General features: G+C 40.8%; 22 protein-coding genes. 21 read left to right on the top strand and 1 reads right to left on the bottom strand.

Going from position 1 to position 24,596, the window contains the following annotated elements; translation table 11 throughout:
* Positions 1-169: 169 nt before the first annotated feature.
* The 20 genes from eis (at position 170) to EO122_RS05025 (ending at position 19,659) form a co-directional block, all read left to right on the top strand.
* Positions 170-1,351 (top strand): enhanced intracellular survival protein Eis, encoded by a 1,182-nt coding sequence (gene eis, locus EO122_RS05120; protein WP_127009664.1) that lies wholly within the window; start codon positions 170-172, stop codon positions 1,349-1,351.
* A 354-nt stretch (positions 1,352-1,705) separates the two neighbouring features.
* Entirely contained in the window at positions 1,706-2,644 is a 939-nt protein-coding gene (locus EO122_RS05115) for a DNA cytosine methyltransferase (RefSeq protein WP_127009663.1), read from the top strand.
* Between the two features lie 118 nt (positions 2,645-2,762).
* A complete protein-coding gene (locus EO122_RS05110; RefSeq protein ID WP_240632662.1) occupies positions 2,763-3,971 on the top strand; it encodes a restriction endonuclease PLD domain-containing protein in 1,209 nt (402 codons plus the stop codon).
* Between the two features lie 3 nt (positions 3,972-3,974).
* Complete coding sequence (locus EO122_RS05105) at positions 3,975-4,952, top strand: haloacid dehalogenase-like hydrolase (protein ID WP_127009661.1); 978 nt, start codon at positions 3,975-3,977, stop codon at positions 4,950-4,952.
* 43 nt (positions 4,953-4,995) lie between these two features.
* Positions 4,996-5,811 (top strand): HNH endonuclease, encoded by an 816-nt coding sequence (locus EO122_RS08260; protein ID WP_206168512.1) that lies wholly within the window; start codon positions 4,996-4,998, stop codon positions 5,809-5,811.
* Between the two features lie 189 nt (positions 5,812-6,000).
* Positions 6,001-6,630: a TonB-dependent receptor gene (locus EO122_RS05095; RefSeq protein WP_127009660.1), complete on the top strand. Its 630-nt coding sequence runs from the start codon at positions 6,001-6,003 to the stop codon at positions 6,628-6,630.
* A gap of 177 nt (positions 6,631-6,807) precedes the next feature.
* Complete coding sequence (locus tag EO122_RS05090) at positions 6,808-7,305, top strand: TonB-dependent receptor (protein ID WP_127009659.1); 498 nt, start codon at positions 6,808-6,810, stop codon at positions 7,303-7,305.
* A gap of 135 nt (positions 7,306-7,440) precedes the next feature.
* Positions 7,441-8,334: a peptidoglycan editing factor PgeF gene (gene pgeF / locus EO122_RS05085; protein WP_127009658.1), complete on the top strand. Its 894-nt coding sequence runs from the start codon at positions 7,441-7,443 to the stop codon at positions 8,332-8,334.
* A gap of 271 nt (positions 8,335-8,605) precedes the next feature.
* Entirely contained in the window at positions 8,606-9,295 is a 690-nt protein-coding gene (locus tag EO122_RS05080; RefSeq protein WP_127009657.1) for a YggS family pyridoxal phosphate-dependent enzyme, read from the top strand.
* 14 nt (positions 9,296-9,309) lie between these two features.
* Positions 9,310-9,813: a cell division protein SepF gene (locus EO122_RS05075; protein WP_126938054.1), complete on the top strand. Its 504-nt coding sequence runs from the start codon at positions 9,310-9,312 to the stop codon at positions 9,811-9,813.
* A 16-nt stretch (positions 9,814-9,829) separates the two neighbouring features.
* Positions 9,830-10,648 (top strand): pyrroline-5-carboxylate reductase, encoded by an 819-nt coding sequence (gene proC, locus EO122_RS05070; protein ID WP_127009656.1) that lies wholly within the window; start codon positions 9,830-9,832, stop codon positions 10,646-10,648.
* The gene (locus EO122_RS05065) at positions 10,638-11,423 is read left to right on the top strand and encodes an RNA-binding protein (protein WP_127009655.1); all 786 of its coding nucleotides are present in this window, start codon (positions 10,638-10,640) and stop codon (positions 11,421-11,423) included. Before proC ends, EO122_RS05065 begins: the two co-directional genes overlap by 11 nt.
* Before the next feature lie 13 nt (positions 11,424-11,436).
* A complete protein-coding gene (locus tag EO122_RS05060; RefSeq protein WP_127009654.1) occupies positions 11,437-11,949 on the top strand; it encodes a DivIVA domain-containing protein in 513 nt (170 codons plus the stop codon).
* Positions 11,950-12,017: 68 nt separating this feature from the next.
* Complete coding sequence (locus tag EO122_RS05055; protein ID WP_127009653.1) at positions 12,018-12,653, top strand: bifunctional precorrin-2 dehydrogenase/sirohydrochlorin ferrochelatase; 636 nt, start codon at positions 12,018-12,020, stop codon at positions 12,651-12,653.
* Positions 12,622-13,908, top strand: a complete 1,287-nt coding sequence (gene hemA, locus EO122_RS05050; RefSeq protein ID WP_127009652.1) for a glutamyl-tRNA reductase — start codon at positions 12,622-12,624, stop codon at positions 13,906-13,908. Before EO122_RS05055 ends, hemA begins: the two co-directional genes overlap by 32 nt.
* Positions 13,905-14,843, top strand: coding sequence for a hydroxymethylbilane synthase (gene hemC, locus EO122_RS05045; protein WP_127009651.1), 939 nt, complete (start codon positions 13,905-13,907; stop codon positions 14,841-14,843). Before hemA ends, hemC begins: the two co-directional genes overlap by 4 nt.
* Positions 14,840-16,375, top strand: coding sequence for a uroporphyrinogen-III C-methyltransferase (cobA, locus tag EO122_RS05040; RefSeq protein WP_127009650.1), 1,536 nt, complete (start codon positions 14,840-14,842; stop codon positions 16,373-16,375). The genes hemC and cobA overlap by 4 nt, the downstream gene beginning before the upstream one ends.
* 13 nt (positions 16,376-16,388) lie before the next feature.
* Complete coding sequence (gene hemB, locus EO122_RS05035; RefSeq protein WP_127009649.1) at positions 16,389-17,363, top strand: porphobilinogen synthase; 975 nt, start codon at positions 16,389-16,391, stop codon at positions 17,361-17,363.
* A 21-nt stretch (positions 17,364-17,384) separates the two neighbouring features.
* Positions 17,385-18,680 (top strand): glutamate-1-semialdehyde 2,1-aminomutase, encoded by a 1,296-nt coding sequence (hemL, locus tag EO122_RS05030; protein WP_127009648.1) that lies wholly within the window; start codon positions 17,385-17,387, stop codon positions 18,678-18,680.
* 163 nt (positions 18,681-18,843) lie between these two features.
* Positions 18,844-19,659, top strand: a complete 816-nt coding sequence (locus tag EO122_RS05025; RefSeq protein WP_127009647.1) for a sulfurtransferase — start codon at positions 18,844-18,846, stop codon at positions 19,657-19,659.
* Positions 19,660-19,973: 314 nt separating this feature from the next.
* Here EO122_RS05025 and EO122_RS05020 read toward each other — a convergent pair whose 3' ends face one another.
* Positions 19,974-21,173 (bottom strand): MFS transporter, encoded by a 1,200-nt coding sequence (locus tag EO122_RS05020; RefSeq protein ID WP_127009646.1) that lies wholly within the window; start codon positions 21,171-21,173, stop codon positions 19,974-19,976.
* Positions 21,174-21,723: 550 nt separating this feature from the next.
* Here EO122_RS05020 and ileS point away from each other — a divergent pair.
* Complete coding sequence (ileS, locus tag EO122_RS05015) at positions 21,724-24,558, top strand: isoleucine--tRNA ligase (RefSeq protein WP_127009713.1); 2,835 nt, start codon at positions 21,724-21,726, stop codon at positions 24,556-24,558.
* Positions 24,559-24,596: the final 38 nt, after the last annotated feature.

Genomic DNA, 24,596 nt, shown 5'->3' with positions numbered 1-24,596 from the left:
AACACTTTGTTTTATATACAGTACAACAGAGTAAGTTGTTGGATCTGTAAACTTTCACAAAAGAAGTGTATAAAGGGTCTAGCAGTAGACCCTTATTTTTTTATATAATAATAAGATAGATGAATTGAACTGTTAGTATGTGTACCATATCTATGGAAGAGGGATAATTTTGAAGTTTAGAATAGCAAAAGAGACGGATTTCAATGATGTAAAACGTTTGTGGGCCTACTGCTTCGAGCCAGAAGGGCATCCATTTTTTAATTATTATTTCGAAAAAGCTTATGAAGCGGACAATACGATGGTCGGTATCGATCACAGTTATTTAGTGAGTACCGTTCATTTGCGACAAAATACAATTCGTGTTCGTGGCGTGAACCTCCCTATGAGCTATATGATTGGGGTGGCTACGGATCCTATTATGCGCCGTCATGGAGTTGGTAAAAAATTATTGAAAGCAGCCTTAGAAGAGTTGAAAAAACGAGGTCAAGGGTTAACCATTTTGATGCCATCGAAAGCGGGCTTTTACCAACAATATGGTTGGGAATTATATGCACACCAATGGGTGCAAACGATGAAGCTAGATGATCTTCGTCCGTTGACGAGCCATGAGCTATCCTTTGGCATGTTGCGATCCCCACGCGAGTGGAAACGATTGGCTGGCGTATACGAAACATATACAAAACCATTGTCGGGCTATTCTTTGCGCAAAGAAAAAGAATGGGTTCGTTTGTTAGAGTCCCTATTCGCAGAAGGCGTACAAGTAGGGTACGTGAAAAATGATTCTGGCCAATTAGAAGGGTATTGTTTCTATCGATTAGGAGAGCCTGAAATCAGTGTGTCAGAATTTGTGTACACGACACGTCGAGCACAGAAGTCGTTATTGAACTTCTTATATAATCATCGCTCCCAAGGTGAAAGTGTACGTTGGAACGAAGGTATGATCGATCAAGGGTATATCTTTCAGCCAGATGGAAAAGTGGGGCATAGCACGATGCCGTTTATGATGAGTCGTATCGTGGATGTGAAATTAGCTATGGAGAGTATCCCCGTTCCAGTAGCCTTAGAAGGAGCTATCCAATTTGGGGTACGCGATGAACTATGTCCTTGGAATCACGGTACCTATGTAGTGTCCTATAAAGAGGGAAAAGCACACATCGTGAAGCATAAAGATCATGTAGACGTGAATGCGAAACTAGTGTTCTCCGTAGGTTCCTTAGGGTTATTGCTAATGGGCCGTATGAGTGCCACAGAATTGGCCTTTGAGGAAAAATTAGAAGGGCCGGAAGATATTTTAGAAGTATTGAACCGTGCCTACCCAAGACAAAATACATATATTAATGAATGGTGGTAAGATACTTTTTAAAGTTGATACAATCACCATAAGATAAGAAAGAACGCTATGCATTTCTTGACAAACTGTGAGAAGACTTAAGTTTGCTATAGGATGTGTAGTGTTCTTTTTATTTTTTTATTGATCTTATGTATAAGAGCTGGTACAGTGATCTTAAATTTATTGTAGATGTATGATTTTCTAGTTATAGTAATGGAGAAGCTTATTTATAATTATCATAAAAGGAGTGTCGCAGTGAAGAAGATTCTGTGATAAAATAAGTATGTATATTCCCTTTTATGGCTTTGTGTAGTAAGAAAAAATTTTTGAAGAATAAATTGCGGCGCGCCGCTATTTATATTGTAGGAGATAAATATGTTAAAGTGTGCCTCTTTTTTTGCCGGCGTTGGTGGTATAGATTTTGGCTTTGAAGATGTTTGTAAAACTATATATGCTAATGAATTTGATGAGAAAGCAAGAACTACATTTGAATATAACTTTGACCTTACTGTGGATGGTCGAGATATTCGTGATGTAAAAGCTGAGGATGTCCCAGATGTAGATATTATTTTAGGTGGCTTTCCATGCCAAGCATTTTCGGTTGCAGGATATCGTGAGGGTTTTCAAGATAAAAAAGGTCGAGGAGATTTATTTTTTGAGTTAGCTCGAATTATTGAAGCGAAGAAGCCTAAGATAGTATTCTTGGAAAATGTAAAAAACTTAGTAGGGCATGACAATGGGAATACATTCAGAGTTATCCTAGATACACTACAAGATTTGGGGTATACCGTAAAGTATCAAGTGCTAAATGGTATGACATATGGTAATGTTCCACAAAACCGAGAACGGATATATATCATCGGTTTTTTAGATAAGGAAGTGGCTCAAAAGTTTATGTTTCCACAATCGATTCCATTAGAAAAGAGTATTAAAGATATCATCGATCATGATGAAATGGATTCGAGTTTATTTTATACAGAGAAAAAGTGCAATTTCTATGATTTACTAGAAGAAGCTATGACAAAGACTGATACACTATATCAATGGCGACGTAAATATGTGAGAGAGAATAAGTCCAATGTATGCCCTACATTGACAGCTAATATGGGGACAGGTGGACATAACGTGCCTTTAATTAAGACCCATAAAGGAATACGGAAACTTTCTCCAAAGGAATGCTTTTTATTTCAAGGGTTTCCAGAAAAATTCCAATTACCAGAAATGGCGAAATCACATTTGTATAAACAAGCAGGTAATAGTGTAGTTGTACCAGTAGTTCGTAGAATTGCAGAAGAGATAAAAAAAGCGATGTAGGGTAGGTGATAGTATGTCAGTTTGGGAGCGATATTCAAAGAAACAACGAGAAGAATATATTCACTTTTTAAAGGTTTATGGCGCTTTATCAAATTTGTTTAGGCAGAAACAAGGAGATATGATTCCATATTTAGATTCTAAGTTTCAAGAAACGATTTTTGCTCGCGTATTTCAGGCACAAAATGTAGATATTGGAAATACTCCACATGATATACTATCCGTATTTGGTAATCTACGTATAGGGATTGGTTTAAAAACTTGGATGCATAGTAAACCATCTTATCAAAAGGTTATGCAACTAAAAAGTTATAAATCAGAAATTGATGCTGCTCTACGCACAGATAATCCGTTACATATCGCAACGACTATATCGATGATTAAAAATGATAGAATGCAGTCGGATTATTGTCAGTTGGGCTTAACAAATGGTCATAATATATATCACTATGTAACACGAGATTATGGGAAATTTGTGGTACAAGAAGCATCCTACCCCTTAGTTGATTTACATAATCTAGGTGAATTTGAAAGAACCGCAACATCATTTTCTTGGTCAGATGGACTTAAACGTTATAAATACACTTATGGTGATTCTCAAATTTTTCAGTTTTTTGGTAGTGATGAGCCAGAAACAGAGATTGTAGAAGAATTTGATGTGGATATTATTGAAGATCCCTTTGACTTTCTTCTTAATTCTTATAAAAGTGTTAATTTCAGTGTTCAAGAAGAAGACTCTATGGTTCGTGAAGTATTTTTGCCTCTATATTCCTATCGAACTAAAGAGGTAGAAGAAAAATCTGGATTAAATATGTGGAATGCTGCATCTAAAAGTAAAGGATCTAATAGACGTAGACCGGGACGAGAAATTTACGTCCCTATTCCACAGGAATTTCATAAAAAATATCCAGACTTCTTTACAGATAATATCTTCAAGTTTGTAGAACAACAAAAAGCTGATGTGAATGCGGGCAAGGAAAAACAAGATTTGCGTTTCCATATCGTATTGCCAAATGGAAAAGAAATTCCAGGGCTTATTTCTCAAAGTGGAATGAAAGGGTTCCAATCTGGTAGTAGAACAGAAAAAGATGAAAATGGTGTACGCTTCGGACAAGGGGCATTGGGTGAATGGTTATTAGTGGAAGTATTAGGTTTGAAAGAACGGACTCTAGTCACAAGAAAGTGGTTGGAAAAGAAAGGCACAGATTCTATTCGCTTATGGCACAAAGATGGCGATAAATCTAAAATATATATTGATTTTGCTCCAATCGGAAGTTTTGAGGAATTTATGACAGGGGAAAACCCTTATGAGATAGGGGAGGATGATTAAAAAATGAAAAATGTTATCGCAGTAGTTTGGGACTTTAATAAAACATTAGTAGATGGATATATGCAAGATCCTATTTTTGATGCTTATGGTATCAAAGGAGATCCATTTTGGGATGAGGTAAATGAATTAGGTGCAAGATATTTTACGGATCAAGAGGTTAAGATTAATAGAGAGACGATTTATTTAAATCACTTTATTAATCATGCTAAAAATGATGGATATTTTGCAAAAGGAAAAGCAACGAAGGAGTCAGAGATTACTTCACCATTAAATAATGCGGTTCTTAGAAAGTTAGGTGCAAAAATAAAGTTCTACAAAGGAGTCGAGGAAATTTTTAAATCTACACAGAAACTTTTTGATGATAATAAGGAGTTCAGTGGATACGGATTTTCAGTAGAGCATTATATTGTTAGCACTGGTTTTGCAGAAATGATTAAGGGGAGTATAGTGGCTCCGTATGTAAATGATATTTGGGGTTGTGAATTAATTCAAAGTAAAACACAAGATGATGAATGGATTATTTCTGAGATTGGCTATACTATAGATAATACTTCTAAAACGAGAGCTCTATTTGAAATTAATAAAGGTGCTAATATCAAAGAATGGAATATTGATGTAAATTCTTCTATTCCTGAAAAAAGCAGACGGATTCCTTTCAGTAATATTATTTATATTGCAGATGGCCCTAGTGATATTCCGGCATTTTCTGTTGTAAAAAAAGGCGGCGGATACACATTAGGAGTGTATAAGCTAAATGATGCAAAAAAACATGCTGATGATTATGAAGCTCCCTTTAAGCAGGCAAAAACACTACGAGATAGCAACCGTATAGATATGCTAGCAGAGGCTGATTATCAAGAAGGCACAACAGCACATCTATGGATTAAGAATCAAATCTTAGATATTGCACGTAAAGTAAAACGTGAAATTGAAGATGAAATTAATAAAAATGCATCAAAACCACTTAAGCATTTAACTTAGTGAGTTCGAAAAAGTATTTGTATAGTGTTAAATAAGGGGACATATGAATACATCATTTCAGCAGTTGCAAAAAGAAGATGAAAAGTTCCAAGAATACTTGCGTAGAGGAGATGGAATTTTTGAAGAGTTTTTTGAATTTGTAAGACAAGAGACAATAGAATGTGGGAATGTAAGGAAAAGAACTGACAAGCCTAGGAGCTATTTTGTTTCTATGATTCGATTAATCTATGCATATGAATTTTATTATGGTTGTATAATAGAAGATATTGCCAGTATGGATTGTTACAGAAAATTAAAAAATTTTATGGAACTTCCAGAAATGACTAAAATTAACAGGGAATCACGTAGGTTTTATTCAGCACCATTGTCGTCATTTTACAAATTTTTGCTAAAATATTTAGAAGCAGATTATGTTGATGATAGAAAAACATCAATTGACTTTTTAGATGAAGTAGACTTGGATACTAGCTCTGATGCAAGAGCTGAAAAAGTTTTTTTAAATAACAGATTTATATATCCTCGTAATCCAAAAATTACACAAGAAGCAAAAAAACGGGCAAATTGGAAGTGTGATATGGATGCGGATCATATAACGTTTACATCACAATTTGATGATAATCCATATATGGAAGCGCATCATTTAATCCCAATGGCAGTACAAGATTTTTATGAAAATAGCTTGGATTTTGTAGGAAATATAATTTGTTTATGTCCAACGTGTCATAGAAAAATCCATTATGCTATAGATTCGGATAAAAGAGAGATGTTGCAAGCTTTATTTAAAAAGCGAAAACAGGCGTATGAAGATAAAGGTATCAGTATTACATTAGGAGAGTTATATAAACATTACGGAATGTAGATACAGTATTTAATCCAAATTCTAGTATTGTAAATTAGCATTATACATACTATGTATGTTTTTGTGTTTATAAAGAAATCTTAATATAATAATAGAGAGGCATATATAACTCAATTTTAGAATATGATATATGAGATTATATATGCTTTTTTATAAATGTTCTTAGTGCATAAATTTAGGAGAGAGAACATGAAAAAATTAACCACATCTATTTTATTAGCACTATTCAGTGCCAGCATCTTCACACCAATACATGTAGAAGCGAGTTGGTTGTCTAAAACGTGGAAAAAGGTTGAAAAATCTTGGAATGAAGCGGGGAAGCAAAGTGCTTCTACTGGAACGAGTGGATCATCTACTAGCTCGATTCGTTTGCCACAACGGTCGGAGTATCCCAGTAACTTTGGTCTTCATCAAGTTGTAGGTCATTCATTGGAGGCTATTGAATATCAAGTGTTGGGGGTTCCTATGGGAGCTACTTTCAGACAAGTAAGAAATAGTCTTGGTGAACCTACTGAAATTAATCGCGGTATGAGATATGGTGGAATAAGATTCGATATGTCGTTTACAAAAGGTGACTATTATGATAATAACGTGGTAAATTATATTGAGATTACGAATAGAGATGCTACGACTCACCGTGGAATTGCAGTAGGTGACACACTAGAACAGGTGTATAATGCCTATGGTCGACCAACATATATTTTTGGTAATAATGCGTGGTTTTATGGTGCATTCATGTGGAACTCAGACTATATTTCAGGTATTTATTTTGACAATGATGGTGAAAGAGTAACAAAAATTCATTTGCATTACCATTAATATGTATTGCTAATGAGAGGTAATTTTATGAAAAAACTAACTACATCTATTCTAGTAACACTATTCAGTGTCACCATCTTCACACCAACCCATGTAGAAGCGAGTTGGTTGTCTAAAACGTAGAAAAAGGTTGAAAAATCATGGAATGAAGCGGGGAAACAAAGTGGTTCTACTGGAATGAGTGGAACATCTACGAGTGCGATTCGGTTGCCACAACGGTCTGAGTATCCAAGTAGTTTTAGGCACGGACAAGTAGTAGGACAAAGTATGGATATACAAGACCTTACCATTGCAGGAGTACCAGTGAATGCGAAATATAGAGAAATACGAAAGGCGTTGGGGGCGCCGACAGAAGAAAGAATGTACGATCCTTCTTCATATACTGGTCCAAATACATTTATGAGATATGGTGGAATTAAGTATTCTAGTCTTATGGGAGACCTAGATAGAGCCGGTATGATAACTATAGAGAATAGAGATGCCGTGACTTATCGTGGTATTGCAGTCGGTGGCTCTTTAGAAGCTGTGTATCAAGCATATGGTAGACCTAATTATATTAATAGTGAAAATGATTGGTTCTATGGATATTTTGTGTGGTCTTCAGATGCAATAAGGGGTATATATTTTGAGAATGATGGAGAAAAGGTAACTAAGATTAGGATTATTAACTCCTAAAAAGATACTTATCAAGTTTATTTCCGTAATCTACATCTGAAATTAATAAAGTAAATTCCCATTTAATCTATTATGAATTATAACATCTAAATTCATGATATATATTATTCAACTAATAACACAGGAGGCCCCAACATGAACATAACTAAAACACCCCATTTATGCTCCTCTCTTCGACACGCACCATTTTCTCAGGATACCTCCACCAGTATTACCTATGAATACAGTCCACTGTTAGAGCGGTTTCCCCTGGCTCATGGTGTGACCTACCGATATGGTGGTGTCAGTGAAGGTAACTTTAATAGTTTTAACATGGGTCTGCATGTAGGTGATGATCCGAAAGCGGTGGCAGAGAACCGCAAACGCTTAGCGCAGGTGTTAGGTGTGGATTCAAATCATTTGACTTGTGGTGAGCAAGTGCATGGGGTAGGCGTGACGAGGGTGACGGAAGAGCTTGTCGGTAGAGGTGCTTTCAGTTGGGAAGACAGTATCCCAGACAGTGATGCGATTCATACGAATTTGGTGAATGTGCCACTCTTGTTGCTCGTGGCAGACTGTGTGCCTGTGCTTATCTATGATGCGGTGCATCATGCGGTGGCGGTAGTTCATGCAGGTTGGCGTGGTGCCATCGCTTACATTGTGGAGCGTACGATGGATAGTATGTACGAGGCATATGGAACGTTGCCAAAAGATTGCTACCTCTTCATTGGTCCCTCTATTGGAGCAGACTCCTTTGAGGTGAGTGAAGAGATTGCTGAACAATTTCGACAGGATATGGGTAATTTGGGACTTTCACAGGTAAATGCAGTCGTGCGTTATCTCCAACGGTTAGAACAAGCGACACCTACTCCACATATAGATCTGAAAGGATATATTGCAGCTTGTGTCGTACAAAAAGGCGTGCCTATAGATCAAGTGATTCTGTCTGCTACGGACACGATGATGACAGAAGGATGTTATTCATACCGAGGGGATGCAGGCAAGACGGGACGAATGGCTATGTTTGCAGTATTACGAAATCAAGATTAATAGATGATGGAGTTTCAATAGTTTTGTATATCATAAGACCTTGTGTAGAACATGAGTAGCACGGAAATTTAGAGATACATTCTTAGGCATTGTTCGAGAATAGAATAAAATTATGACAAAGAATAAGAAAATCTTAAGAACTAGCCTTGAAATCATGCTTTTTCTATGTACTTTTCTTATTCTTTCGTTTATAATAAAAAAGATAAAGTATTATTTTCTTTATTAAGACCTTTCACAGTAAATAGAAACGACTAAAAAAGGACTGACATATATGATTGCAACAGCATTACATCATGTGCAACAGCGCATAGAAGAAGCAAAAGCACGAGTGGGTAGAACAGACTCGGTCATGCTAGTAGCAGTGACAAAGAATCATCCTGTCGACGCTGTACAAGAAGTGGCTCGCCTCGGTGTTACCACAGTAGGTGAGAATCGTGTACAAGAAGCGCGAGGGAAGATGGAGCTCTATGAGGGCCCTGAATTACAGTGGCATTTGATTGGTCAACTACAGAACAATAAGGTGCGCAATGTAATTGGAAAGTTTTCTTTAATTCATTCAGTTCATAGTGTCAAATTACTGGATGAAATCCAGCGTGTCGCGGCTAGAGAAGGACTAGTACAAGAAATATTACTGCAAGTGAATGTGGCTCGAGAAGAGAGCAAATCCGGTATGGATGTAGAAGAATTCCCGGCTATACGGGACTATGCGAAAACCTTGCCCAATGTACGGGTGAAAGGGTTGATGTGCATGGCGCCTTTCTTTGATGATCCAGAGGAAGCTCGACCTATATTTAGAGTCGCTCGCGCTTTATTTGAAGATATGAAATCCCATTTTGATGTGGGGCAGATTGAATATATATCGATGGGGATGACCCACGATTTTGAAGTAGCAATTGAAGAGGGTGCCAATATTGTGCGTGTGGGAACGGCAATATTTGGAGAACGCCACTATGATGAGTAACGGAGGAAATAACGATGGCACTGAAGGACAGTTGGAATTCTATGAAAAACTTTTTCGCTGGTAATCAAGATGATGAGTATGAATATGAAGAATATGCAGATGAAATCTATGAAGATGATCCACAACAACCAGTGGTAAGCGCACCAGTGGCAGGAAACCCTGCACCTGTGGCACCAGCTGCACGACCAAAAACAGGAGGATATAACACAGTGGCACAACGTTCTAGTGGTATGAAAGTAGTAATTGTCGAACCAAAAGCGTTCGAGGATTCTGAACACATTACAAATCAATTGCGCGATATGCGTCCAGTAGTGATTAATTTTGAAAATACAGATCCACATGAAGCGGCTCGTATCGTTGACTTCGTAAGTGGTGCAACATTTGCGTTAGATGGCAAATTAGAAAAAATTGGAAAAGATATTTTTATCTGTGTTCCAGTGAATGTAACAGTAGATTATACAGATAAAGAATATACAGAATTATCTGATAAATTAGCTTGGAAAGAACCACAAGCCTAAGTATTAGGAGGTAGCCATGCAAAAAATACTGATGATTGGTGTAGGCTCTATGGGTGGCGCTATTTTACAAGGCGCTCTGGAGCAAGGTGTTTGGGGCCCTGATGAAGTTGACGTATTAGTGCGTCGCAGTGAACAGGCCTCAGAATTAGAGCGCCAATTTGGGGTGACAGCTTTCACAGATTGTGAGGCTATACCAGCCTTTGATGAGTATCGATTGATTGTATTTGGTGTAAAACCTCAAGTGTTACCCTCTCTTATGGAGGAGGTAGGACCACATATTGAACCACGAACTATTTGCATCTCCATTGCGGCAGGAATACCGTTAGAGACCTTGCAATCCTTTGCGCCAGAAGCGCATTGGTTGCGAGCGATGCCGAATACCCCGATTTTGGTGAAAGCTGGTTTTACTGCGATTGCTAGTAGTGAAACAGTGACACCAGGTGAAAGGGAGCAGGCCCTGCGTATTTTTGAAGCTTTAGGGGAAGCTGTTGTTTGCTCTGAAGCGGATTTAGATCGCATTGGAGCCTTAGCGGGGGCCGGCCCGGGATATATGTATACCATCCTAGATGCGATGGCGAATGCAGGTGTACGGATTGGCTTGACTAGACAATTGGCCTTGCAAGCAGCGGTACAAACGATGTACGGTTCTGGTTTAATTGCTTTGGAAACAGGCAGCCATCCTAGTGTGCTTCGCGATCAAGTGACATCACCAGGAGGTACAACTATCGCAGGTATTGCAGCGATGGAAAAAGAAGGTCTTCGTTCAGCCATGATGGAAGGCGTTCTAGCGTGTTATGAGCGGTCCAATGAAATAGGAAAACAACGTGAAAGATAAAGAAAAGTTAATTCGTTATTTTGAGGCTTCTGGAAATGGAGAAGAAGCGCGGCGCATGATCGACTTAGCGGAACAAGTACAAGCAGGTCGTCCGTACCGGGTGACAGACTTTATGTCTCCTGCGGGTTTGGTGATTGCCGATGCAGTGAAAGCCAATTTCGGTGGCATCGAAACCATCTCCAGTGGGGGTTACGAAGGGGCAGAACGTCTTCGTGTAGCCTTTGTAGATCCACACTTTCAAGGTACGGTGGATTTACAAATAGCCGTCTTGAAAGTGTCTTGGGACCCACGATTTAGATTATTAACGCATCGAGATGTGTTAGGTTCCTTGATGGGGTTGGGGATTGATCGCACTCATTTTGGTGATATTATCGTTACCAGTGGGGGCGCTCAAGTGATTGTAGATGCAACGATTGCGGACTTCGTCATCCAAAATTTTACAAAAATTGCCATGGTATCCGTCATGGTATCGTCTATGGAATTGAGTGAATTACAGCCGAAAGAAGAAAAAATAAAAGAAGTGCGTACCACAGTCGCATCTATGCGTTTGGATTCTATTGCATCTTCAGGATTTAGTACGTCCCGTACTAAAGTGGTGGAAGCGATCAAAGCAGGGTTAGTACAGGTAAACTGGCAACCAGCAAAAGGACCATCGCAAGAGGTAAAAGAGGGGGATGTCATTTCTCTTCGTGGTAGAGGACGTATGCAAATTGAAGGCATTACAGGTACGTCTAAAAAAGGACGTATTGGAGTACATCTAAAACGATTTATGTAAGGAGGTAGATCCTATGTTAACACCTATGGATATTCACAATAAAGAGTTTGGTAAAGGTATGCGAGGCTATAAATCCGACGAAGTAGACGAGTTTTTGAGCGAAGTAGCCGAAGCGTATGAAACATTGTATCGTGAAAATCGTGAAATGACGGATAAAGTAGAATACATGGAAAAACGGTTGAGCCAATATGAGTCTACGGAAGAGACGATGCGAAATACCTTGGTATTGGCTCAAGAAACTGGTGAAAATGTAAAAGAAGCAGCTCGTAAAGAAGCAAATTTGATTTTGGAAGAAGCAGGTCAAGAGCGTAAAAAGATTCTAGAAGATGCAAATCGTACTTTGCGCGAAGCAGAAGCAAAATATGCTACCATTGCTAATGAAATGGCCGTATTCCGGGCTAAAGTAGAATCAATTTTGACAGCGCAATTACAATTATTAGATGGAATTTCTTTACAAGATAACTCAGAAACAAACGTATCGTTAGCAAAAATTGCAACGACTGAGGTAATAGATACAGAAGCATAAGGTGAATTTCGGCTTGAGTATTCAAGCCGTTTTTGCCATTGTAGAGATAGATACTATAGGTAGAGATTATGATAACAGTAGGACTTTCACTGAAAGACAGACCATGTCTTGTTGTCGGCGGAGGGCAAGTGGCCCTGCGTAGAATTGAAAAGTTAATAGAAGAAGAGGCTTCGATTCGAGTGGTGAGCCCCGAGGTTGTACCAGATATTGCAGTATACCATGAGCAAGGGAAGTTGCAATGGATAGAGGCACCTTACACATCGAATGATATGGAAGGACAACAATTTGTTATCATTGCTACGGATCGACCAGATGTGAATGAAGCTGTTTTACAAGATGCGAGAGCAGTGGGTGCTTTCATCAATCGAGCAGATGTGAAAGAAGATTCCAACTGGGTTTTTGGTAGCTCTACACAGATCGGGGATTTAGATATTTCTATGTTTACGAATCAAGTAAGTCCTCGTGTGAGTCGATTGTTACGTCAAGATATAGAACGACGATACACTATATTAGCCGAGTGGCTACCTCAGATTCGTCTATGGAGACAAGAATTACAACAGTTATTGTCGACTCCAAAAGAACGGGAGCAGTTCTGGCGTACCTATTTAGGCGAATCGGAGTTTATACAAATACTAGAGGGTCAAGGAGACTTAGTGAAGGAGAATATTGTACATGCAATTAGTCGTATTAGGTCTGAATCATAGAAGTGCACCTGTAGATGTGCGAGAGAAATTTTCTTTTTCCAAAGAAGCTCTCGATCATGCTATGGATCATATCTATGCTCATGAAGAAGTAGAGGAGTGCGTCCTTTTATCAACATGTAATCGCACAGAACTCTATGTCGTCCTAAATGACATGGAGAATGTAAAAGAATATATGATACGTTTGTTGCTACATCTGAAAGGCGAAGAGTCAGTAGACGTAGATGAGAAATGGTTCTTCCTCCATGAAGGAAAGGCGTGTATTTCTCATTTATTTAGAGTAGCATCTAGCTTGGATTCTCTTGTGTTAGGAGAAGGTCAAATTTTGAGCCAATTAAAGATGGCCTATATCTCTTCCTATAGCAAGGGGTTAACAGCATCTGTGTTTAATATTATTTTCCAAAAAGCCATTGCTGTAGGGAAACGGGTACGGACGATGACGGGTATTGCGAATACGCCTGTGTCTGTGAGTTATACAGCTGTGAATTTGGCGGAAGATAGCTTAGATATACCGATGAATGAGGCAAAGGTTCTCATTTTAGGGGCTGGTCAAATGAGTGAGCTCACAGCACGTCATTTGCAAGCTAAGGGTGTGAAGAGTATGTTTGTGTCCAACAGGACTTTCAAAACAGCAGAAGAATTGGCCATACAATTCAATGGTAAGGCGGTGGCCTTTGAACATTTTGTGGAAGAAGCCAAAACAGCAGATATTATCATCACATCCACAGGTGCATCACATTACGTGATCGAGCGAGAAGAAGCAGAAGAAATTATGGATGGTCGTGGTGGTAAGCCAATTGTCATGATCGATATTGCTGTCCCTCGTGATATCAATCCAGATGTAACAGAGATTCCAGGTGTCTATTTGTTTAATATTGATGCCTTGGAAAGTGTAGTAGAAGCGAATAAGCATCAACGAGAGGAAGAAGCTCGCAAAGCAGAACCGATTATAGAAGAAGCGTTACAGGAAATCGAAGAGAAATTGCAATATTTATCGGTTCGTCCTATTATGGTTTTACTCAGCGAAAAAGCAGAAGCCATTCGTAAACGTGAAGTGCATCGTGCTATGGCGAAGTTACCAGATGCGACGGATCGTGAGCGCAAAATTATTAGCAATATGTCTCGTATGTTGGTGCGTAAATTATTGCGGGATCCAATGATTCACTTTGGTGAAATCGCGGGTAAAGAGGAAGAACGAGATTATTGGAAATTATTCCAAGATATGTTTGCTTTGGAAGTGGAGGATGACACACTATGAGAGACACAATTCGTATAGGCACCCGTAGTAGTGCCCTTGCTTTATGGCAAGCCAATTATGTAGCCGATACATTGCGCAAACATTACCCACAATGCCAGGTGGAGTTAGTCTATCACAGTACGAAAGGGGATCGTATTCTAGAAAAACCATTGGCTGAAATCGGTGGTAAAGGTTTATTTACGGAAGAATTAGAAGCATCCATGCGCGATGGTAGCATCGATTTAGCTGTACATAGCTTGAAAGATATGCCTACAGAATTACCAGAAGATTTGGTATTAGGTGCTATTACAGAGCGAGAAACACCATGCGATGCTTTGGTATCACCAAAATATAAAACCTTAGATCAATTGCCACAAGGTGCTAAGGTAGGTACTAGTAGTTTGCGTCGTCAAGCACAATTATTGAATCGACGTCCTGATTTACAGATTTCTGTACTTCGTGGCAATGTACAAACACGTTTGAATAAATTAGAAACAGAAAACTTTGATGCTATTGTATTAGCCGAGGCAGGGTTAAAACGCTTGGGTTTGGAATCTGTCATTACACAGACTTTCACTAGCGATGAAATCATTCCCGCTGTAGGTCAAGGGGCGCTCGGTATTGAGTGTCGCAAGAATGATACAGAAATGCTAGACATGTTATCTGTATTGCACGATGAAAATACTATGTGGGCAACCCGTGGAGAACGCAGTTTCCTTCGTCAGCTTGAAGGTGGTTGCCAAGTGCCGATGGGGGTACATGGGACGATTTATAAAGGACAATTAACGTTGAAAGCTATCATTGCTTCTTTAGATGGAAAAAATTGTTTTGAAGGTGAATTGTCAGGACCAAAAGAAAAAGCAGATATGTTAGGTCGTAACTTGGCGAAAGCTCTCTATGAAGAAGGGGGCAAAGCCATCATTGACGATTTAGTAGAAAGAGGAGTATTGAAATGACAGGCATTGTATATTTAATTGGTGCCGGACCGGGCGATCATAAGTTAATCACTCTAAAAGGCAAGGAATGTATTGAAAAAGCAGATGTCATTGTGTATGACTATTTAGCAGATGCTCATTTCTTGTCCTATGCGAAAGAAGGGGCAGAGATCATTTATGCAGGTAAAAAAAGCAACAATCATACGATGCATCAATGGGAAATCAATGAACTTCTCGTAAAATGCGGCTTAGAGGGCAAAGTAGTAGCTCGTTTAAAAGGAGGAGACCCTCTAGTGTTCGGCCGTGGTGGTGAAGAAGCGTTGGCATTGGCGGAAGCAGGCGTGCCATTTGAATTTGTGCCGGGTATTACATCTGGTATTTCTGCGCCAGCCTATGCAGGGATTCCTGTCACACAGCGCGCCATGGCTACTTCCTTTGCCATTGTCACAGGTCATGAAGATCCAACAAAACCAGAATCTGGTATGAACTGGGAAGGATTGGCAAAGGCTGTAGATACGATCTCCTTTGTGATGGGTATCTCGAATTTACCGAGCATTGCTAATAACTTAATCAAATATGGTCGTCCAAAGGAAACACCAGTGGCGGTTATCCGTTGGGGGACAAAACCAATCCAAGAAACGTTGGTCTCTACCTTGGAGCATGTGGTAGAAGATGTAGAAAAAGCACAATTGAAAGCGCCAGCCATCGTTATCGTTGGTGAAGTAGTATCCTTGCGGGAGCAATTACGTTGGTTCGATAATAAACCATTATTTGGTAAAACTATCGTGGTTACACGAGCTCGCAGTAAAGCTAGCGCCTTATCTGAACGATTACTAGAATTAGGTGCGCATGTCATCGAAGCATCTGCTATCAAAACACAGGCCTTACCTCTTACAGAAGAGATGGATGTGACCTATGATAGCTTATCTTCCTACGATGGATTAATTTTTACATCTGCCGAAGGGGTGCGGTTCTTTTTTGATGGCTTATTAGACCGTGGCTTAGATAGCCGTGCTTTAGGTTCTATGAAAGTATGTGCTATCGGCAGTGCGACGGCGAAATCTTTATTAGATCGTGGGATTCGTGCGGACATCGTGCCACCGAATTACCAAGCGGAATCTGTGGTGGAAACCATTACAGTAGAACAGAGTCGTGTATGGCCAAATCGTGAGTTAGGCGATTTGCGGTTTATGTTGGTACAACCAAAAGTGGCACGCGACGTGATTTATAAAGGACTTTCACAAGCAGGATGCGATGTGACGGTATTGCGTTTGTATGAAACAGTACAAGACACGTCCCACAAAGAATATTTAGAAGAAGCCTTGCGAGCAGGGGAAGTAGATTACATTACGTTTACAAGTTCTTCTACGGTGACGAATACAAAAGATATGCTTGGCTCCGATGCAGTGAATTTATTAGGAAACACGAAGGTTGTTTGCATTGGACCGATTACAGGTGCTACCTGTGTGGAAGAAGGGATTCAACCAGATTTAATTGGTGAAACTTTTACAATCCCTGCGATGGTGGATCTAATCTTGAACGATTGCAAATAGAAAGAGGCATAATATGGAATTACGAAATCGACCAAGACGATTGCGCATCAGCCCAGCTATGCGTGCGTTGGTTCGTGAAACAACATTACAAGTAGAAGACTTAATTTATCCTATATTTATTGTTCCCGGAACAGCGGTGAAAGAAGAAATTTCTTCCTTACCAGGACAATATCATGTGTCCGTGGACGAGGCTGTAAAGTTGGCGAAAGAAGCCTATGACTTAGGTATTAAGGGAGTCGAAATTTTCGGCATTCCTACTTACAAAGATGAAGATGGTTCTTCTGCGTGGGATATGGAACAACCGGTACAGCAAGCGATTATGGCGATCCGTAAAGAAGTGCCAGAGTTGATCGTGATTTCCGACGTATGCCTTTGCCAATACACATCTACAGGCCATTGTGGTCATGTGGAACATCATGAAGTTATTAATGATGCTACGTTGCCATTATTGTGTAATGTAGCAGTGAGCCATGCGAAAGCGGGCGCTCACATGGTAGCGCCGTCCGATATGATGGATGGACGTATTGCTGCCATCCGTGAAGCCTTAGATGCAGCGGGATTTAGCAATGTATCCATCATGAGTTATGCGGCAAAATATGCGTCCGCTTATTATGGACCATTCCGTGATGCGGTCCATTCCGCACCAGGATTTGGGGACCGTAAAGGATACCAAATGGATGAGGCTAACCGTTTAGAAGCCTTGCGTGAAGTGGAACAAGATATCATCGAAGGAGCGGACATCATTATGATTAAGCCGGCTCTATCCTATTTGGATATCGTTCGTGAAGTGCGTGATAACTTTGACTGCCCACTAGCCGTGTACAATGTCAGCGGTGAGTATGCCATGATTAAAACGGCGGCGGCAGCGGGGCTGGTAGATGAAAAACGCATTACTTTGGAAACTTTGCTATCTATGAAACGGGCAGGGGCGAAGATGATCATTACCTACCATGCCCTTGATGTGGCACGTTGGCTACAAGACAAATAGTGTGGAAATATAGGAGCTATTATGTTTAGTTTAGAAAAATCAAAACAAGCCTTTGCTGAGGCTCGTACATATATGCCGGGCGGTGTGAACAGTCCTGTTCGCTCTTACCGCAGTGTAGGGGGCAATCCTCCTTTCATCAGTTCTGCTAGCGGATCTCGCATTTACGATATCGATGGCAATGAGTACATCGATTACGTATTGTCTTGGGGCCCTATGATTCTAGGCCATGCGAACCCTGAAATTGTAGCATCCATTTTGGAAGCAATTCCTCGTGGCACTAGTTATGGAGCGCCAACATTGCTTGAAACAGAAGTAGCGAAAAAAATCCAAGCCTTCTATCCATCGATGGAAATGGTACGCATGGTGAACTCTGGTACAGAATCTACCATGAGTGCTTTGCGGTTGGCTCGTGGCTATACAGGTCGTGACAAAATTGTGAAATTTATCGGTTGTTACCATGGTCATAGTGATAGTTTATTGGTGAAAGCAGGCTCTGGACTAGCAACCTTTGGTGTACCTGATAGTCCAGGTGTACCAGCTGGTGTAGCTTCTGATACGATTACATTGCCGTACAATGATTCGGATGCGGTTCGTCAATTATTCGAGGCTCATGGTGAAAGTATCGCAGCCATCATTGTAGAACCAGTAGCAGGTAATATGGGCTGTGTGCCTCCTGTGGAAGGATTCTTGGAAACCTTGCGTGAAGTAACTAAAGCACACGGCGCAGTTCTCATCTTTGATGAAGTGATGTGTGGTTTCCGATCCAGTTCTGGAGGAGCACAAAAATATTACAATGTCATTCCAGATTTGACATGCTTAGGTAAAATCGTAGGGGGCGGTTTGCCGATGGCAGTATTCGGTGGTAAGAAAGAAATTATGTCTGCCATCGCTCCATCCGGTCCTGTGTACCAAGCAGGCACTTTGAGTGGTAACCCTGTAGCCATGGCAGCAGGTCTTGCTATCTTGTCTATGTTGCAAAAACATCCGAATGCATTCCGTCAAGTCGAAGAATCTACAGAATTGCTTTGCCAAGGCTTAGAAGCAGCGGCGAAAGAAGTAGGCGTACCTGTAGTGGTACAACGTGTAGGCTCTATGTTTACACTGTTCTTCACAGACAAACCAGTTCACAATTTTGATGATGCCAGTGCTTGCGATATGGAAGCGTTCAAAACATTCTTCCATTACAACTTGGAACATGGCATCTATTATGCAGCCAGCCAATATGAAAGCAACTTCTTGTCTACGTGCCATAGTGAGCAAGATTTGGCGTATACATTGCAAATTGCGAAAGAAGCGTTTCAGACGATTAAGGGCTAGTAGGTGAACTGAGGGCTTTCAAAGTATTGAAAACTGACGGGAATCAATAGGATTCAACAGAATACACGTATGAATAGAAATGCCATACACATCGAAGATAATCTATGTTACACTAGATTATAGAGAGTGTATGGCATTCTTTTATTATAATGGAGGTGTAACAATGAGCGCGTTACTTTCACCGAAAGAATTACAAGAACAATTAAATAGAGTAGTGGTCCTCGATGCACGAGGCTTTGATGCCTATGCAGCAGCCCATATTCCAGGGGCTTTTGCCATCGATATGGATGCACACATGAGTGGTCCTTTAGGCGTACACGGTGGTCGTCATCCGGTGCCAGATATGTCCGTATTAGCACAACGATTGAGTGAATGCGGTGTGACCATGGATTCTCACATCGTGGTGTACGATGCGTGGATTTCCTTTGCCGGTCGTTTGCGGTTCTTGCTACTATACATGGGTTTCACCAATGTGAAAGTCCTAGCCGGTGGCATTGAGCGTTGGCACCGTGAGGGGTATCCGTTGACACAAGAATCTACACCTACTGTGGCAAATCCACAACCATTACAGTACACATTGCAAGAGCATTTAGTGATGAGCCGTGATGAAGTATTACAAGCTAGCCAAACAGGTAGTCATGTCATCATCGATGCACGGGCACCACAACGGTACGATGGATCTGTAGTGGATACGATGGATGGTATGACAGGACATATTCCAGGGGCGATCAACCATTTCTACGAATGGGGCTTTACCTCTGATGGCGTACGTCCCATTGCAGAATTAGAACAAGCCTACGGCGACTTAGCTAAGGTGGAAAAACCTATCGTTACCTATTGTGGCTCTGGTGTGACTGCAGCAAACTTGATGATAGTTCTCGCTGAAATCGGTGTAGAACCTGCCATGTACCTCGGTAGCTCCAGCGATTGGGTGACCTATGAGGGATTTCCGTTGGAGACAGGGGTGAATACATTATAGTTTTGATTTGATGTTGTCAGTATAGCGGGTACTGATTCGTAAGTGTGTAAAGTACTACTATAGCGTAATGTATGCTACACATATGGCCGTAGTAGATTAGATTTATATATAAAATGTTTTTAATAAAATAAGATAAAAAACAGCGGCCTTTGGAGTAAGACCTCTGTTTTGTTATATTGCATTTATTTTTTAATAGTTTCTTGCAGGTGTGTCCTTATGAGTATATATTGTATAGTAGATACTAAGTAGTAAAGAACTCATATAATGCGGAGTATATAGTGTTTCAAAATATACAGTATTTTACAGGAACGTAATTAATGATTTGCTGTCTGTGTGCGTCCCAGTGTAACTTTCAAGAACACTCCTGTCAGTGCAATGATAGCCCCTGTGGTGATAAACATAGTGCCGAATCCCCATTGGGAGGCGATAAAGGAACCGCCCAAGGATCCGATGAAGTACCCCATAAATAAGGTGGATTGGTTATAGGCGAAGACTTGCCCTGCAAATGCTTTCGGGGTAATGCTCGATAGGTAGGTATTAATACCTGGTAATAATCCGCCTAGGCCGATACCGAGTAGGAATCGCAAGATACACAAGGTGTAGATGTTATCGACGAAGGCTTGTGGTATGGTCACGAGACCTACATAGATGAAACTTGTCCAAAGGATGAACCGTGGTCCTAGTTTGTCGATGTATTTGCCGAGGACGGAGCTAGCCACCATTTGTGCCAAACCTGTTACGGTAAATGCTAATCCCGCCAAGAGGGCAATGTGCTCCGCTCCTTGCCCCACGATTTGTTGCACGAATACAGATAGGATCGGTGCCGTTGCCATGGTAGTGAAAGCGAAGATAAAGGAACCTACAGAAATATAGATCAGTCCTTTCCAGTCTGGAATGGATGCTTTCAACGTAGCCAGTGATTGCGATGCCCCCTTTGGTTGCGGTGTAAATTCTTCTTTCACAAAGAATAAGGTGGACAAGAAGGCGGTCCCTAATAAGGCAGATACGATGAAGAAAGCGTAGCGAATGCCAAAGAGTCCACCGATGTAACCACCGATCATAGGACCTAAGAGGGAACCGCCGAGATTGGCGGCGGACAAGAGTCCCAGAGCCCAACCTGTTTGGGTTTGTGGCGTTTGCGTAGCTACGAGGGTAATGGAGCCAGAGAAAAATCCTGAAATCATTCCGTTTAAAATCCGTATGATAACGATGTGCTCGGGAGCTTGGGCAAAGCCGAGGAGAGCGTTGGTAATAGCCATCCCAAGACTAGCGCGCAATAGAATGAGTTTGCGTCCTTTGCGGTCTGCGAGCTTGCCCCAAAAGGGTGCGAAGAGAGCCACCATAAGATAGGTCATGCCCATGGCGAGGCCAGACCAATTGGCAAGGTCCGCCTGATTGTGGACCCCTAGGTCTTGTAAATATAGCGGAATGAGAGGGGCTGCTTGACTAAGCCCCACTGATGCCATGAAGGCACCAAATAAGCAAACATATAATGTGCGTTTCCAAAGTTCCATACTGACTCCTATGTGCGTGGTTAAACTGTAATCATCCATGTACCTATGGTAGCATATCAGTGAGATTTATTATACCCCCAACACTAGATATATATGAAAATATAATAGCTATTTCTAACTTCTAAATATATTTTCATAAATATCATTCAATAATGGTATCATGGTCATAGGATATATCGTTTATTGTGTACGTATAGAAATGCGTTTAGACCTATTGCAAGTACTCTGCAGATAGTATATAATTGTACCTGTAATTGACAACGATATATGTTAATACGTTGATAAAGACGGTCATGCAAGGTAGCTCCGAGCGAGTGAGGGATGGTGAAAGCCTCATGGGTGAATGCATGGCAGATCACTTTTGAGTATATGTTGGGGAGCCCATACTGGGGGTACTCACATCGGTGGACACCGTTATATGTTTGAGCGATGATTCGTTGGGGGTAACTTTCACAAGAATCATCAGTAGGGTGGTACCACGGATTTGCATTCGTCCCTTCGGGGAGCGGGTGCTTTTTTTATTGAGAGGAGAAATACAATGTCTAATGAAGTGGATTATGGTAAGACGTTGCACTTGCCTGAAACAGAATTTCCTATGCGTGGCAATTTGCCAAAGCGCGAACCAGAATTTATCAAATTTTGGGAAGATAATAAAATTTATGAAAAACGCCTAGCTAAAAATAAAGGCAAAAAATCTTTTATCTTACACGATGGCCCTCCGTACGCGAATGGTAAATTGCACATCGGTCATGCCTTGAACAAAACATTAAAAGATATTGTGATGAAATATAAAACGATGCAAGGTCATTACACACCATACATTCCTGGTTGGGATACACATGGTCTTCCAATCGAGCATGCGGTTATTAAAAACACTGGTTTGAACCGTCATGAAATGAGTCCTCTGGATCTTCGTAACAAATGTAGTGAATACGCACTCAATTGTGTGGAAGAACAAAAGAAAGATTTCATTCGTTTCGGTGTGCTTGGCGAATGGGATCGTCCGTATTTGACATTGCGCCCTGAGTTCGAAGTGAAACAAATCGGCGTGTTCGGTGAAATGGCGAAACGCGGTTACATCTACAAAGGTTTGAAAACTGTATACTGGTGTACACATTGTGAAACTGCCTTGGCAGAAGCGGAAATTGAATATGCTGAGAAAAAATCTTTCTCCATCTATGTTAAATTTGCCTATGTAAACGGCGCTGAAAGTACATTGCCAGCAGGTTTTGACACTAGCAAATTGTTTTCCGTTATCTGGACAACAACTCCTTGGACAATGCCTGCCAACCAAGCTATCTCTGTGAACCCAGAATTAGATTACTCTTGGGTGAAAATCGGCGATGAGGCATGGTTATTAGCGAATGGCTTGATCGAAACAGCTACCAAAGAAATGGGCGTAGAATCCTATGAAGTGTTGAACACGTTCAAAGGTAACGAATTAGAATTGGCGAACTTTAAACATCCATTTGCTGATCGTAATGCTCCTATCTTGTTGGGTTCTCACGTTACCTTAGACGCTGGTACAGGTTGCGTACATACGGCTCCTGCTCATGGTGAAGATGACTTTAACGTAGTAAAAGCTTACAAAGATGCAGGTAAAATCGATTTTGATATTTTATCCTTAGTCGATGCTACTGGTCGTTACATTGCGAAAGTAGATAAACCTCGCTATGGTGACACAGAACAACCACTAGCTGGTGTTGAAATCCATGATGCAGAAGTACCAGTGATCAAAATTTTAGCTCATAATGGTGCATTGGTGCAAAAAGGTAATATCCGTCACCAATATGCTCATTGCTGGCGTTGTAAAAACCCTGTTATCTATCGTGCTACAGAACAATGGTTCTCCTCCGTGGATGGCTACCGTCAAGAAGCATTGAAAGCCATCGACGAACAAGTACAATGGATTCCTAAATGGGGTCATGACCGTATTTATAACATGATCGCAGATCGTGGGGACTGGGTTATCTCTCGTCAACGTGCGTGGGGTGTGCCAATTCCTATCTACTATTGCGACCATTGTGGAGAGCACATTATCAATGATGATACTATCTCTTCCTTACAAGAATGGTTTGCTAAAGAAGGCTCTAACGCTTGGTGGGCTCATGAAGCAAAAGAATTATTGCCAGCAGGATTTACATGTCCATCTTGCGGACATGATTCTTTCCATAAAGAAACAGACATCATGGATGTATGGTTCGACAGCGGTAGCTCTTGGTCTGGCGTATTGGAACAAAATGGAATGGATGTGCCTTGCGCTATGTACTTAGAAGGTTCTGACCAACATCGTGGTTGGTTTAACTCTTCCTTGTTAACAGGTATCGCTACACGTGGTCATGCACCATACAATGCCGTATTGACTCACGGTTTCGTAGTGGACGGCGAGGGCCGTAAAATGTCTAAATCTGTAGGTAATACAGTGGCTCCTTCCGATATCATCGATGTACACGGTGCGGATGTAATGCGTTTATGGGTATCTTCTGCAGATTATCAAGCAGACGTTCGTTTGTCCAAAGACATCGTAAAACAATTGGCGGAAGTATATCGTAAAATCCGTAATACATTCCGTTTCTTGTTGGGTAACTTAGATAACTTTAACCCTAATACAGATAAAGTAGCTTACAAAGATTTGACTGAGTTGGATCGTTGGGCATTGTATCGTTTAGAAGAAGTTCGTCAAAAAGTAACGAATGCTTACGAAAACTATGAATTCCATATTTTATATCACACGATCCATAACTTCTGTACCGTAGATTTATCTTCCTTCTACTTAGACGTGTTGAAAGATACTATGTACGCAGAGAAAGAAGACAATGTAGCTCGTCGTAGTGCGCAAACTGCCATCTACGAAATCTTGACAACATTGGTTAAAATGGTGTCTCCAGTTCTTTCTTTCACGGCGGAAGAAGTATGGCAATACATGCCAAAAGAAGAAGGCATGGAAGAAAGCGTGATGTTAGCAGATTGGCCACAAGGTCACGCAGACCATGTGGATGCAGAATTGTCTGCACGTTGGGCGACTATGTTAGCTCTTCGTAGCGAAATGACAAAAGCCTTAGAAGGGGCACGCCGTGATAAAGCGATCGGTCACTCCTTGGATGCATCCATTACTGTCTATGCAGATGGCGATGCGTACCAAGCATTGACTGGATTCGGCGGTTCCCTAGCTAGCTTGTTGATCGTGTCTGAAGCACATGTAGTAGAAGGCCGTGACAACGCACCAGCCAACGCAGTAACAGTAGAAGACGGAGTATTATCCATTGTGGTAACTCCATCTGAGTTAGAAAAATGCGAACGTTGCTGGATTCACCGCGACACAGTTGGTCAAGATACAGATCATCCAACATTATGTGCTCGTTGCGCTGACGTAGTAAAAGGATAATGATAATCGCATAAGTAGTTAAAGGTTCAAGTACTATC

The organism is Veillonella sp. CHU110, assembly GCF_003992255.1.
Classification (GTDB): Bacteria; Bacillota; Negativicutes; order Veillonellales; family Veillonellaceae; genus F0422.
This window is presented reverse-complemented; position numbering and strand designations above follow the sequence as displayed.